This is a genomic window from Prevotella sp. C561 (assembly GCF_000224595.1).
GTDB lineage: Bacteria > Bacteroidota > Bacteroidia > Bacteroidales > Bacteroidaceae > Prevotella > Prevotella jejuni.
The window spans coordinates 17,556-31,793 of sequence record NZ_JH114149.1; the positions used below are offsets into that span (position 1 = coordinate 17,556).

General features: G+C 43.6%; 9 protein-coding genes. 7 read left to right on the forward strand and 2 right to left on the reverse strand.

The genetic code is table 11. The annotated features are described in order from the left end of the window. Window positions 1-51 precede the first annotated feature (51 nt). The 4 genes from HMPREF0666_RS11120 to HMPREF0666_RS11135 all read left to right on the forward strand — a co-directional run bounded on the left by HMPREF0666_RS11120 (window position 52) and on the right by HMPREF0666_RS11135 (window position 7,831). The gene (locus HMPREF0666_RS11120) at window positions 52-1,284 is read left to right on the forward strand and encodes a glycoside hydrolase family 71/99-like protein (protein WP_009012445.1); all 1,233 of its coding nucleotides are present in this window, start codon (window positions 52-54) and stop codon (window positions 1,282-1,284) included. A 20-nt stretch (window positions 1,285-1,304) separates the two neighbouring features. Beyond that, on the forward strand, window positions 1,305-3,326 hold the full coding sequence (locus tag HMPREF0666_RS11125) for a glycoside hydrolase family 97 protein (RefSeq protein ID WP_009012446.1): 2,022 nt from the start codon (window positions 1,305-1,307) through the stop codon (window positions 3,324-3,326). A gap of 524 nt (window positions 3,327-3,850) precedes the next feature. Then, window positions 3,851-6,328: a TonB-dependent receptor domain-containing protein gene (locus HMPREF0666_RS11130; RefSeq protein WP_009012448.1), complete on the forward strand. Its 2,478-nt coding sequence runs from the start codon at window positions 3,851-3,853 to the stop codon at window positions 6,326-6,328. 369 nt (window positions 6,329-6,697) lie between these two features. Further along, window positions 6,698-7,831: an ATP-binding protein gene (locus HMPREF0666_RS11135; RefSeq protein WP_009012449.1), complete on the forward strand. Its 1,134-nt coding sequence runs from the start codon at window positions 6,698-6,700 to the stop codon at window positions 7,829-7,831. A 140-nt stretch (window positions 7,832-7,971) separates the two neighbouring features. Here the strand turns inward: HMPREF0666_RS11135 and HMPREF0666_RS11140 are convergent, their stop codons facing one another. Both HMPREF0666_RS11140 and HMPREF0666_RS11145 read right to left on the reverse strand, forming a co-directional pair. Further along, window positions 7,972-8,940, reverse strand: coding sequence for a phosphatase PAP2 family protein (locus tag HMPREF0666_RS11140; protein ID WP_009012450.1), 969 nt, complete (start codon window positions 8,938-8,940; stop codon window positions 7,972-7,974). A gap of 81 nt (window positions 8,941-9,021) precedes the next feature. Further along, on the reverse strand, window positions 9,022-10,011 hold the full coding sequence (locus tag HMPREF0666_RS11145; protein WP_042856305.1) for an NAD(P)-dependent oxidoreductase: 990 nt from the start codon (window positions 10,009-10,011) through the stop codon (window positions 9,022-9,024). Window positions 10,012-10,320: 309 nt separating this feature from the next. Here HMPREF0666_RS11145 and rnr point away from each other — a divergent pair, with 309 nt between their 5' ends. The 3 genes from rnr to HMPREF0666_RS11160 are packed head-to-tail and all read left to right on the forward strand — an operon-like array spanning window position 10,321 to window position 14,126. Further along, window positions 10,321-12,618, forward strand: a complete 2,298-nt coding sequence (rnr, locus tag HMPREF0666_RS11150; protein ID WP_009012452.1) for a ribonuclease R — start codon at window positions 10,321-10,323, stop codon at window positions 12,616-12,618. A gap of 8 nt (window positions 12,619-12,626) precedes the next feature. After that, window positions 12,627-13,283 (forward strand): hemolysin III family protein, encoded by a 657-nt coding sequence (locus tag HMPREF0666_RS11155; protein WP_009012453.1) that lies wholly within the window; start codon window positions 12,627-12,629, stop codon window positions 13,281-13,283. A gap of 27 nt (window positions 13,284-13,310) precedes the next feature. Next, window positions 13,311-14,126 (forward strand): hypothetical protein, encoded by an 816-nt coding sequence (locus HMPREF0666_RS11160; RefSeq protein ID WP_009012454.1) that lies wholly within the window; start codon window positions 13,311-13,313, stop codon window positions 14,124-14,126. Window positions 14,127-14,238 lie beyond the last annotated feature (112 nt).

Sequence of the window (14,238 nt, forward strand, 5' to 3'; positions counted from 1 at the left end):
TCAGTACCTACTTCGAGAACGAGAAAGTCAGCTAAGAGAACATTAAACAAGATGAAGTTGAAATCAGTATTTACATTTGCAGCTGTCTCAGGATTGCTTTTTGCATCTTGTGCAGACAGCTATGAGGGTGCACCTAAGAAGACTGAAGGCAGTCAGCAGACTACGCAAGTAGTGCCTGTTGCCGTTACGAAATCAAACACCATGCAGGTGTATGCACATTATATGCCTTGGTTTGAAACCACCACATCCAACCCTAAGAACGAAGGAAAGTGGGGTTATCACTGGACAATGAAGAACTGTGACCCTAACAAGACCGATGCTAACGGCAAAAGACAGATAGCTTCACACTATTATCCACAGACGGGTCCTTACGCAAGTGGCGATGAGGCTGTATTGGATTATCAGTGTTTACTGATGAAATATGCCGGCTTAGACGGTGTGATGGTCGACTGGTATGGTATTAATAGTGATAATTCAATCGCCTTACATAAGTCGAATACTGAAGCACTCTTCCGTGCCTTGAAGCGTGCAGGACTCAAGATGTCTGTCGTTTATGAAGACAGAACACTCGAAGGGGTGACGGATAAGGTTGGAACAGTACGTCAGGACCTCCGCTATTTAGCTGAGAACTTCTTTAAGGACGATAGTTATTTGAAGGTTGAGGGTCGTCCATTGTTATTAGACTTCGGTCCTATTCAGATGGAATCGCCAAAAGACTGGTATCGTAGTTTCTCTATCCTCACCACAAAACCAATGTTCCTTGTGTTGGAAGGAAAGATGGGAAGCGTTAATAATGCTACTTATTCAGACAATGCACAAGGTGTTTATACGTGGGTAAATCCTAATCCTAACTATGCTATAGCAAAGGATTATAAGTGCTTTGTAGGCGGTGCTATGCCTGGTTTCTGGGACTATTACAAAGAAGGTGAGGGCGGTACAGGCTATCAGACATACAGTGCTGAGAACGGAGCGTTGTTCCAACGACAGCTTGATGCAGCCCGACAGGCAGGTCTGAAGTATCTGCAAATAAGCACATGGAACGACTATGGCGAGGGAACTACTATTGAACCAACATTGGAATATGGGTATAAATACCTCCTTATGTTGCAGAAGTTCACTGGCGTAAGCTATCAGCAAGCCGACTTAGAACTTATCTATCGCTGGTATCAAGCACGTGTTGCACAACCTAATAATGCGAAGGTTAAGGAGGCTTATAACGCCCTTGTACAGTTGAAGACGGCTGAGGCAAAGGCATTGTTAGATGCTGTTAATGGTAAGAATTAATATTATTAAAATCTCAATAAATGAAAACAGAACGTTTTAAAAATCTCTTTTTAGTGCTGTGCTTTGCACTCCTTCCAATGGCAATGATGGCAAAGCAGGAAGCTACGGTAAGTTCACCTTCGGGCAATCTGACGCTGACAGTGGGTGTTGATAATGCTGGACGACCTTATTATTCTTTGCGTCGTGGTGGGGAGGTAATCCTTCTCCCTTCAGCTTTGGGCATGAAACTGAAAGATGGAAGTCTTGATAGTGACTTCCGTGTTGTGGCTTTTGCAAGAGCTACAAAGGACGAAACGTGGCGCCAGCCATGGGGAGAAGAAGTCGATGTACGCAACCATTATAACGAGTTGACTATGAAGTTGGCACAGAAGAAAGGACAGCAGCGACAGCTGAATATCGTCTTCCGTGTCTTTGACGATGGTATGGGCTTCCGTTATGTATTCCCTGAACAAAAGCAGTTGAAGGACTTTGTCATTACGGATGAGGCTACAGAGTTCTGCTTTAAGGGCGATTCAGAGGCATGGACATTGCCTTATGATGCTGGTTACTATGAGGGACTGTGGACAAAGGACCACTTAAGTAAGAAGGGAAAGGTATGCACCCCTGTTACTATCGAGGCAAAACCAGACCTTTATATGATGCTTCACGAGGCAAATCTGACAGACTATTCTTCGCTGAATGTTAAGCCTGTAGAGACAAAAGATGGGAATGTAAGATTGAAGGCAGAGTTAGTTCCATGGTCAAATGGCGACTTGGTACGTGCAAAAGCTCCTTTCGTCAGTCCTTGGCGTATGTTGTCAGTGGAGAATAAGGTAGGCGGTTTGATTACAAACCGTGTCATGTTGAACCTCAACGACCCTTGTAAGATTAAGGATACATCATGGATTACAACAGGAAAGTATGTTGGTGTATGGTGGTCTTACCACATGCAGACAGCCACTTGGGCTCCAGGTCCTAAGCATGGTGCCACAACCGAGAATACAAAACGCTACATCGACTTTGCTGCACAGCATGGTTTCAAGGGCGTATTAGTTGAAGGTTGGAACTATGGATGGGAAAACGACTGGGGTAAGGAAGGTGATAAATTCAACTTCACAAAGGCTTATCCTGATTATGACTTTGAGGGATTGCAGAAGTATGCACTGTCAAAGGGTGTCTCACTCATCGCTCACAACGAGACAGGTGGCGCTGCAAAGAACTATGAGAACCAGTTAGAAGAAGCCTTCTCTCTCTATGAGAAGATGGGCATCAAGGCTGTTAAGACGGGTTATGTCAATAATCTAATGGACGATAAGGAGCACCAGCACTCTCAATATGGTGTGCGTCACTATCGCAAGGTGATAGAGGCTGCAGCCCGCCACCACCTCATGATTGTCAATCATGAGCCTGCTATGCCATCTGGTTTACAGCGTACTTACCCCAATCTCATCGCCAGTGAGGGTGTAAGAGGGCAAGAATGGAATGCTTGGGATGGCAATGGTGGCAACCCACCTTACCACCTCTGTGTGCTTCCCTTTACTCGTCAATTAGCTGGACCGATAGACTTTACACCCGGAATCTTCAACCTTGAAGGTAGGGTTTATCCTAATACGCATCCGCACACAACACTTGTTAAGCAGTTGGCTGAGTATGTTGTTATTTATACTCCATGGCAGATGGCAGCCGACGAAATCGAAAACTACAAGGACCAACCAGCCTTCGCTTTCATCGAGGCGATGCCTTCTAACTGGCAAAAGACTGTGATTCCAATGGCGGAGATAGGCAAGTATATCGTTACTGCACGTAAGGATCGCGATAGTGAGAACTGGTTTGTTGGAGGTATGAGTGACGAGAATGCACGTGATATCAAGTTGAAACTCGACTTCCTTTCACCTGGTAAAAGCTACAAGGCTATCATCTATAAGGATGGCCCAGATGCTGAATACGATAAGAACCCTTACTCTATGACGATCGAACAGCAGATGGTTAACAACGAAACAATACTTAACTTGCACTTGGCTAAGAGTGGTGGTTTTGCCATTCAGTTGGTTTGTTTGAAGTAAGAAAATACTTTCCAAGATGATTATCAAGCCTTGATAACAAGATTATCGGGGTTTGGTAATCATCTTCTTTTTGTACTATTGGGCAAATGCCTATCCTTACGAAGTTGGTCATTAATGGCTTATTATATCTCTTATCATGCCAATAATGATTCTTCATAATGCTTTTCTATCTCCGTGTTGATATCCCGCACATTATGTGCGGAGGCTTAGCACGAGTGGTGCGGGGCGTTAGCACGGAAGGTGCGGAGGATTAAACACGATGCAATACGTTGTTAGTATAGTTATTGTATAGCATAGAAGAGGTAGGAAAGAATCCTATTTTAAATTGTTCTTTTTTACTTTCAAAACTTGTTTTATTAGAATATTTTCGTTAGCTTTGCATCGTATAATACGCACATAGACAATATAGTAAAACGCGAATGGTTAGGTGATTACTAATGATTTTATTGATGTTGTTTATCGTAATGGGAAACAACTTTGTATTACATCTATATCATCTTTGCAGCCGTAAAAACATAGAGAACATGAAAATGAATAGGTTAATTTTTACTTTGGGTATGATGGCTATTGCCATTACCGCACATGGTCAGACCTCAACGATATCGGGTGTATTGCTCGATTCTTTGACCCATGAGGGCGAACCATACGCCACTATCAGAGTCTACAAAGGTAAGAAAAGCGAGACACCGGTGGCTATGTCGGTGACAGCAGAGGACGGAAAGTTCTCTCAAAAGGTAACAGGACAGGGCAGCTATATTGTTTCCTTTATTTCAATGGGTCGTAAAGAGATTGTGCGTAGGGTACAACTCACGGAAGCTGGAGGTATTATCGACCTCGGAAACCTCCTTGTACAAGACGATACAAAGCAGTTGAAGGGTGTCGAGGTTGTAGCACAGAAGCCGCTTGTAAAGATGGAAACCGACAAGATGACATACGATGTTCAGAGCGACAATGATGTCAAGACGAACACCGTACTTGATATGTTGCGTAAGGTTCCGATGGTAACAGTAGACGGACAGGACAACATCACCGTCAATGGACAAGGTTCCTTCAAGGTCTATGTGGACGGAAAACCTAACGTAATGTTCTCTTCTAATCCCTCACAGATATTCAAGGCGATGCCTGCTTCGGCTGTGAAGTCAATCGAGGTAGTCACAAACCCTGGTGCAAAATATGATGCAGAGGGTGTCGGTGGTGTGCTGAATATCGTTATGAATAATGCTGACGGAAAGGCTAAAACGAAGTTGAACGGATACAACGGTAGTATTGCTGCCACCATAAGCAACAAGGGATATCGTGGTTCAACCTTCTTGAGTGGACAGCAAGGAAAGCTCACTTACAGTGCTAACCTGATGGTTTCAAAGGGTAAGGCAGACGGAACAGAAACAGAGATGCGCCGTACTTCATCTGATGGGTCACGTATGGACTATTGGCAGAGGGGTAATACGAATTTTAACTTTACGATGAGTAATGTTAGCTTAGGCTATGAACTCGACTCTATGAGTAATATTGGTGCTACCTTCGGGTTGACTGGTAACACGATAAAAAACGATGGTCACCCTACGACAACCTTCTCTGGTGGAAGCTACGGAACCGGTTTCACGTATGGCAATCAGATGACGATGGAGAATAAGAGTACGTCGTTTAACGGAAGTGTTGACTATCAACGCTTCTTCAATAAGGAACATACAAGTAGTTTGACATTGAGTTACCTCTTCACTACTTCCCCTGCTGAGAGTAATAACCGACGCACTTATGACGCACTTCCAGCAGGTGTGACGATTCCTTTATCCGACCTTTATTCAACAGCAAAGACACGTGGAACGGAGCATACTGTGCAGGTTGACTTTACGACTCCATTAGGAAAAGGACAGACATTGAGTACTGGTTTGAAGTTTATCTCTCATCGCAACTCGTCTGACTCTAAGTTCTATGACATCACAGGTGGTACAGAGGTCTATAATGCAGTTAACAGTGTGAACTATAAGAACACACAGAGTATCTTGGCTGAGTATGCTGAGTATAGTGCAACGATGGGTAAGTTTGGTGCAAAGGCAGGCTTACGTTATGAACATACGTGGGAGAAGGTGAACTTTATTGTCGGTTCTGGTGCCGACTTTAAGAAGAATTATGGAAGTCTTGTTCCCTCTGCCAGCCTCAGTTATAATATCTCTGGCGGAGTTAATTTAGGCTTGAATTATAACATGCGCATCAGTCGTCCGGGTATTAGTTACCTCAACCCATATATCGATCGTTCTAATCCAACAGTCTTGAGTTATGGTAATCCGGACCTATCGATTGAGAAAAGCCACAACGTTAGCTTAGTATTCAATTACTTCACACCAAAGTTTATGATGAATATGACGCTTGGTGAGGCTTTTGCCAACAACCAGATTGAGCAATATTCATTTATGAATGGAACAGTGCTGAATACAACTTATGGTAATATCGTGCGTAGTCGTTGGACCAACTTCAGTATGTTTATGAACTATGCAGTCACCCCTAAGACACGTATCATGCTCAATGGAGGAGTTGACTATGGAGATATTCGTTCGGAGCAGTTGGGCGAACACAACTTTGGATGGCAAGCAAGCGCATTCTTGGGCGTACAACAAACCTTCCCATGGAAGCTGAATTGGAGTGTGTTTATGGGTGGACTGACAAAGAAACGTTCATTGCAGGGATATAGCGGGGGCTTTAATATGTTCACGTCAACCCTTTCAAAGAGTTTTGTCAAGGACAAACTCAACCTTAGTTTGATGTATTTCGTTCCGTTGACAGGCAAGATGCACATCAAACAATACAGCCATGGTGCTGATTTCGAGAACCACATGAACATCACGATACCAGCACAACACGTGGCATTAACCCTCACTTGGAACTTTGGAAACACTAAAAAGCAGTTCCAAACACATGAGAGTAAGATTACAAATGACTATCAAGAAAAGAAGAATGACCAACAAATGAACAGTATTGGAATGGGTACTGGCAACGGTATGTAGTCCCTATCAACTAATTATTTTCATGAAAATAAATATTTCTTATCATGAAGAAAAATATTTCTTGGCGTGAAAATAATTCTTTTCGTTCATGAAAAGAATTCGTAGTTGTGGTCTTTCTGTAGGATAAACATCCGTAGAATGTTGTTTTCCCACATGTCTATTCTACGTAAAAAGAGTATAAAAAAGAAGCGATATCAAGGTGTTTTTGATATCGCTTTTTCCTTTCCTTGTATCTTATAAATACTTGCTTTTAAGCATGTTAGTTGTCACACAAGTTTGTGTCACACAAGTTTGTATGACACAAACTTGTGTGATTGCTATTTTATTACTATATTTGCAGTCGTAAGACAAGCTAAAACTGTAATCGTTATGTGCAAGAAATTTGTTTATGGAGTAGCTGTTTCCGATTATAACTTCATAGGAAGAGAAGTGGAAACAAACCGATTGATGAATAATTTCAGAGGTGGTATCAATACCATTCTGATGTCTCCTCGTCGACTGGGAAAGACCTCCTTGGTGATGCGTGTGTGTGAAAAGATGAAGTCAGAAGATATTATAACGATTTATTTAGACATCTTTGGTTGTAAGAGCGAATATGACTTTTACAACCGTTTGGCATCAGAAGTACTGAAGCAGACGGCATCAAAGCAGAGTATGTGGCTCGAGGAGGCAAAGGAGTTCTTGTATAGACTTACGCCAAAGATATCATTTAGTCCCGAACCGAACAGTGATTTTGCTATTTCTTTGGGTATAACTCCGAAGACACATACGCCAGAAGAAGTGCTTGAGATGGTTGAAAAGATTGCTATAAAGAAAGGAAAGCAGATTGTTGTCTGTATTGATGAGTTTCAACAGATAGGTGAAATGACCGATAGCAAGCATGTACAGGCACGATTAAGGAGTGTATGGCAACATCAGAAGCACGTATCTTACTGTCTTTTCGGTAGTAAGCATCACTTAATGAGTAGCATCTTTCTACACCGCAGTATGCCTTTCTATCAGTTTGGCGACTTGATAGTGCTCGACAAGATACCATCGACTGAGTGGGTGGAGTATATTGTCAGTCATTTTGCAGATGGTAAGAGGACTATCAGTTCAGCCCTTGCGGAGGAGATATGCAGCTTCACCGACAACTATTCAGCCTATGTTCAGCAGTTATCTTGGCTCGTTTATACACAGAAGGAAGAAGGAGAGACAGTGGATGAGAGCGATATCAAACAGGCAACAGACGACCTCTTAGCGACAAATGAGGTACTCTTTATGCAGATGGTTGAACCCCTCTCGGAGTATCAACTTAACTTTCTGCGTGCCTTATGCTCTGGTGTAACGAAAGACTTTGGACTTGCAAAGATACGAGAGAAATATCAGTTGGGTAGTTACTCGAATATCAACCGATTGCAGAAAGCACTCCTTGAGCGTGATTTGATAGAAAAGCGTGGGACGGAGTTGGCTATTACTGACCCTGTTTTTGCCAAGTGGTTTCAACGGAAAATGATGTTTTAAGAATCAGAAAAGGCATAAAATAAAAGGCGTCAAGTCAATAGTTTTTATCGTATTACATACTTTTCTTATACGAAGAAACTATTGACTTGACGCCTTTAATCGACTTTATTATAGTCTTATTTCTTATCCATAGTGTAGCATTATTCTGTTATCATTTTACGTGATATGCGTAGGAGGATGGCGAAGAGGATAACTGCAGTGATGAAACCAGCGATGGCATCAATGAGATAATGTGCTTGAATATAAACAGTGGCACAGCAAAGCAGAAGATAGAAAGGTGCAAGGATAGCTAAAAGTTTATAGTTGCGGTCGTGCCAAAGGAGCAACATACAGATGGTGCTGACACCAACGTGTGAGCTTGGGAAGGCTGCAGTAGGACGCTCGCCAGCTGCTTTAGCATCCTCAACGAGGTGATAGAAGATGCCATCAGTATATCCGGGGCTTGGTAAACACTCCTGATGATGGTTGAAGTAGTCGTGAACATTAGGGAAGATACCCGCTGTCACGTTCTGTAAACCAATCGCCTTGTAATAGAAGGTAGGTCCTGTTACAGGCACGAAGATGAAGATGACGTAATAAATAAAGAAGGAAGAGAGGATGATAAAGGTAGCTCTATTAAACTCCTTATAATACCACCCGAAGTAATAAACAGCCGTTGCGGCTATCATTGGATAGTAGGCAGCATAGCCCATGTCGAACAACTCGCTAAAGATAGGACCCGGCAAAGCCTTTGAGAAGAGCAATGCTGGCTGACAACCAAAGAGGTCTTGCTCCCATTGCGCAAAGAGATGGTCGAGGTTGGGCAGGTGTCTATTGATTTCAAAGGTGTCAGGATACCACCAAGCAAGCAGTCCTAACTGTACGCCAACACGTAGGAAACAAGTCGCCCTACAGGGAGCTAAGCGATAAACCACCCACATAGCAGCCGTTAAAGCGACGATGCGTAGACGACCGAAGATCATTGCCTGCGGGTTGTTAATGGTGGTGTACATAAAGAAGATGACGATGAGTGTCAACACCAAGTAAGCCATTACCACCCATTCGTATGCCATAAGACCCTTTACGGGCTTCTTTTCTAATTTAAATAAGTCTATGATGAATTGTTTCATTGTTTGTTGTTATTGGGCTTATTAGGCCTATTAGCCTTATTAGCCTAATTGGGCCAATAAGGCTAATAATAATAAGCTAAATTACAGCCAGCCTTCTTTTTTATACCATTCAATAGTCTCTTTCACACCTCGTTGGAGGTCATATTCAGGCTTATAGCCTAACTCTTCAATCGCAGGGCGGATGTTACAACGCCAGTTACGCTGCTTTAGAATCTGGTATTTGTCGTTGTTTAAAGCCGAAATCTTACCTGTCGCATGTCCAATAAGGTCACCAAAGAAAGTGACAACACGTAATACCCATATCGGAGCTGTGATGCGAATCCACCAAGGACGACCTAACTCCTCGTGGATAAGGTCGCTGAAAGTAGTGCTCTGGTAGACCTTCCCATCGCTTAGGAAGTAGGCACTGCCTATCTTTCCGTGGTCAAGTGCAAGGAAGGTAGCCTGTACCACGTCCTTAACATATACGAAGGTAATATCCTGCTGCTTATAACCAACAGCGAAGTCGCTATGCCCCTTGATGCTCTTTGCCATCAGGAAGTAATCCTTCTCACGTGGTCCATACACGCCAGTTGGGCGCAAGATGATATAAGGGAAGGATGAAGGCAACAACTGTTCAGCCTCCAACTTACTCTTACCGTAAGCTGTGTTAGGCTGTGGAGTATCTGTTGGCTCAATCTCCTTATAAGGTTGTTGCTCTCTGATAGCACCGAAGATGCTAAGGCTTGAGAGGAAAACGAAACGCTCCAAAGGCTGATTAAGTTCCTGTAGCGCCTGTACGAAGTTGTGCGTACCATCTCTATTGACACGGAAGAAATCCTCCTTGTTCAAGCACTTTGTCACACCAGCGGCATGAACAACATAGTCGAACTGATGTCCAGAGAGCTGTTCTTTTAGTTTATCGACAGATGAGAAGTCTAATTCTATGAAATGAATCCGCTCATCCTGGAGGTATTCTCGTGAGGAAGTACGGCGTACTACCGCCCAAGTTTCCATACCCCTGCGCAGTGCTTCCTCCACGATAAAGGAGCCGATGAAGCCTGATGCGCCAGTTATAAGTATCTTTTTCATTAAAAAAATCGTTCCAAACGTTTGCAAAGATACAAACTTTTTCGTTACTTTGTAGAAAATAATAAAACTCAAGTAATGGTTTTTAGATGTTTTGTATGTAATGAACTACATAGCAACTAAGCCTCAACTCGTATAGTCCTGACCTACCGGACAGTTGTTACGTCTATTCCGGACAATTTGTCCGAAGGCTTCGGACAACCCTTACGGCTACTCCGGACAGTTTGTCCGGGGCCTCCGGACAAAACTAACTGATGGTATTCTCGACTGCTTAGGATAACCTTATTTGAGCTTCAAACTACTAATTCCACTATGAGGAAAGAAAAGAAAAGCAGCAAGCGATTGACTAAGAAGCAGCTTGCAGAGAAACTTATGAGTTTCTTTCAGACGCAACCAGAAGAGACATTCAGCTTCAAACAGATATTTCATGCACTCAAGCTTACTACTCATCCGGCTAAGATGTTGGCCATAGATGTGATGGAGGAATTGGCATGGGACGATTTCCTGTCAAAGGTAGGAGACAGTGCTTATATATTGAACACCAAGGGACAGGTGCAAGAAGGTACCTTTATCCGCAAAGCAAATGGTAAGAATACATTCTTGCCAGAGGATGGTGGTACACCAGTCTTTGTCTCTGAGCGTAATTCTATGGCAGCTTTGAATGGCGACCAGGTAAGGGTTCAGTTCATGGCACGCCGTCAGAATCATATAAAAGAGGCAATGGTCATCGCGATACTGCAACGGAAGAAAGACACCTTCGTTGGAAGGTTGCGGGTCGAGAAGGACATTGCCTTTCTTGTAACTCAGGAGAATCTCTTTATTCATGACATCCTTATCCCTAAGAAGAAACTAAAGGGAGGAAAGACAGACGACCGTGCTTTGGTGAAGATAACGAAGTGGCCTGATGCTGACCATAAGAACCTTGTGGGCGAAGTGGTGGACGTCTTGGGTGAAGCTGGTGACAATGATGTAGAGATGAACACCATCCTTGCACAGTACGGATTGCCTTATAAGTATCCTAAACGTGTCGAGGACGCTGCCGAGAAGATAAGTGCTGAGATTACAGCGCAGGACTATGCGGAGCGTGAAGACTTCCGTGACGTATGGACATGTACGATAGATCCACGCGACGCAAAGGACTTTGACGATGCACTTTCTATCCGAAAGTTAGAGAGTGGACTGTGGGAAGTGGGCGTACATATCGCTGATGTGTCGCATTATGTCAAGGAAGGAGATATTATCGACCGTGAAGCGCAACAGCGTGCGACGTCAGTTTATCTCGTAGACCGCACTATCCCGATGCTTCCCGAGCGCCTTTGTAACTTTATCTGTTCGCTCCGTCCAGATGAAGAGAAGCTTGCTTTCAGTTGTATATTCAACCTTGACGATGAAGCAAACGTAAAGGCTTATCGAATTGTGCACACCGTTATCAAGTCTAACCGTCGTTATGCCTACGAAGAGGCACAGCAGATATTAGAAGACAATGGTGTTGTTGATGGTACAGGTGAGCCTGCTCCTGACCCAGGAAAGGCTGGATATAAAGGCGAGAATGCTGAACAAATCGTTACACTTGACCGTCTTGCAAAGCTGATTCGTGGTCGTCGTATGAAGGCAGGAAGCGTGAAGTTCGATTCAGAAGAGCTCCACTTCGACATTGATGAGAAGGGTAAGCCAATCCGTTGTTACTTTAAGCGCTCAAAGGATGCCAACAAGTTGATTGAAGAGTTTATGCTCTTGGCTAATAAGACAGTAGCAGAAAGCGTCGGAATCGTGAAGAAAGGCAAGAAAGCAAAGACCCTTCCTTATCGTGTTCATGATAATCCTGATCCACAGAAGTTCGAGAACTTGCGTGAGTTCACAGCTAAGTTCGGTTATAAACTCAAGTCTGCAAGTACGAAGGGTGCTACAGCTCGTGCGTTGAACAAGCTGATGGAAGAGGTACAAGGCAAACGTGAAGAGAAAGTGATACAGACGATTGCACTCCGTTCGATGATGAAGGCGAAGTATACTACGCATAACATCGGTCACTTCGGACTTGCTTTCGATTATTATACCCACTTCACTTCGCCTATTCGTCGTTATCCCGACACGATGGTTCATCGCTTGATAACACGCTATCAGAACGGTGGTCGCTCGGCTAATAAGGAACATTACGAGGAGCTTTGTGAGCATTGTTCAGACATGGAACTCGTTGCACAGAATGCAGAACGCGACTCTATCAAGTATAAGATGGTTGAGTTTATGAGCGAGCATATCGGTGAATGCTATGATGCACACATATCTGGTATTCAGAGTTTCGGTATCTATGCGGAGATAGACGAGAACCATTGCGAGGGTATGATACCAATGCGTGACCTCGACGATGACTATTACGATTTCGACGAGAAGAACTATTGTCTCGTTGGTCGTCGTCGTCACCACGTCTACCAACTTGGTGATCCTATCCGCATACAGGTGGCTAAGGCTGATTTAGAGCGTAGACAACTCGACTTCGCACTTGATGATGGTCGCCCATTAAAGGCTAAGCAGGCTGCTGCTGAGTATGCTGTAAATAGGAAGAACGACCGAAAGAACAGCAAGCGAGGTAGCAAGAGCCGCAGAAGAAAGTAATATATAAGGTGAAACGAAAGATATTCTTTTCACACAAAGAGGAACTATGGAACTCATGGAGTCATAGTGGAGGAATCGTACTGGGCGTAGTGTTCGGTACGATTTTCCTTGTTTGGTGCTCTAAGGAGCGGTCTGGTTGGGCAACAGCAGGTGTGATATTATATCTTGTCGGGATGCTTTTCAGCTATATCACATCGACCGTCTATCATGCCCTCTCTGCTCATTCTGTATGGAAAGAACGATTGCGGAAGTGGGACCATGCTGCTATTTATTGGCATATAGCAGGTTCTTATTCTCCCATAACACTGATAGCCTTGCGCAATCAAGGTGCTTGGGGCTGGGGCTTGTTTGCCTTTGTATGGCTTTGTGCGATACTTGGCACCATCTCATCCTTCCGTAAACTGCGTGACCATAGTAACTTAGAAACGTTGACATTCATTGGTATGGGACTATCAGTATTGGTCGCTTTCAAGCCATTAGTCGATGCTTTGGAAACGCAATCGCTCGTCTGGATCTTTGCAGAAGGAGTCATGTATATCACCGGTGCATTGTTTTATTCGCTCAATAAGCGTAAGTATATGCACACAGTATTCCACTTCTTCGTACTCGTAGGTAGCATTTGTCATATTATAGCCGTGTGGGGAATCCTAATGGAATACATATAATTTGCACTCATATAAACCCTAAAAGAAATGTTTAAACGTAGTTGCTTGCTCTCCCTAATACTCATTCTTGCAGTTGTGAATACGCAGGCGCAGGAACGACAATACACTCGTCTGAAAGGTTATTATCGTGTCTATCAGACCACAAACTCTATGCTTAGCTATTTTATTGATGGTATGATGGAGTTTTATATACCGCTTTCTGACACTGCTACTGAGGCTTCAGAAGGGAAGAAAGGATCGCCTTTTGTTGAACGAAAATTCCTTGGTGAACGTCGTCGTAAGGCTCCGAAAGCCAATGGTGACGATACCTTTGTACAGATATCACTCCCTAATCTGGAACGGCAGACCCTCCTTAAGAGTATTGACAGTGAAGAGTATTCCACTCGCAACAATGGAGATGTGTACCGATGGGCTGATAAATGTGGCAAGATAAGCAAGGAGAAGCGGAAGATTAATGGGAAGACAGAGGTTGTGACAACCCTTGAGATGGACGAACTTGTCGGACAACCAAAGCACGAAATAGATATGAGTCAGCTGCGTATGTATGGTATCGTGGCTCGTATGACGCAGTATGATGAGAGCGAGAGTTACCTCTCTAACAATCTTCTCCTTGCCTCACAGAAGCATCAAACCTTCTTTGCTCACTACCGTGGAGAGGACGATGACGAGCGAATTGACGTATGGAGTGAGTTTTATGTGTCGGACCGTATGACCATTACTGAGAGTGAACTCAAACGTATAAAGAAGGAGAAGAACAGCGTTTGGACCTTCTCTATCCCTGCTGTTGTTCCACCATTAGATAAGGAAGTGGCTGAGGCTTGGACCAAGATGGTGGAGTATTGAGGGAGAGAGGATGTTAAGGAGTTAAGGAGTGAAAGGGAGTGAGAGGAGTTAAGACAAATGTTCTATAGTTAACTTAGCGATTGTTTTTAGTGCTGGTTATGGGATAATGCAG

Bases quoted from the DNA above. Each gene is read 5' to 3' on its own strand.
- HMPREF0666_RS11120 (WP_009012445.1), top strand. From the start codon at position 52: ATGAAGTTGAAATCAGTATTTACATTTGCAGCTGTCTCAGGATTGCTT.
- HMPREF0666_RS11125 (WP_009012446.1), top strand. From the start codon at position 1,305: ATGAAAACAGAACGTTTTAAAAATCTCTTTTTAGTGCTGTGCTTTGCA.
- HMPREF0666_RS11130 (WP_009012448.1), top strand. From the start codon at position 3,851: ATGAAAATGAATAGGTTAATTTTTACTTTGGGTATGATGGCTATTGCC.
- HMPREF0666_RS11135 (WP_009012449.1), top strand. From the start codon at position 6,698: ATGTGCAAGAAATTTGTTTATGGAGTAGCTGTTTCCGATTATAACTTC.
- HMPREF0666_RS11140 (WP_009012450.1), bottom strand. From the start codon at position 8,940: ATGAAACAATTCATCATAGACTTATTTAAATTAGAAAAGAAGCCCGTA.
- HMPREF0666_RS11145 (WP_042856305.1), bottom strand. From the start codon at position 10,011: ATGAAAAAGATACTTATAACTGGCGCATCAGGCTTCATCGGCTCCTTT.
- rnr (WP_009012452.1), top strand. From the start codon at position 10,321: ATGAGGAAAGAAAAGAAAAGCAGCAAGCGATTGACTAAGAAGCAGCTT.
- HMPREF0666_RS11160 (WP_009012454.1), top strand. From the start codon at position 13,311: ATGTTTAAACGTAGTTGCTTGCTCTCCCTAATACTCATTCTTGCAGTT.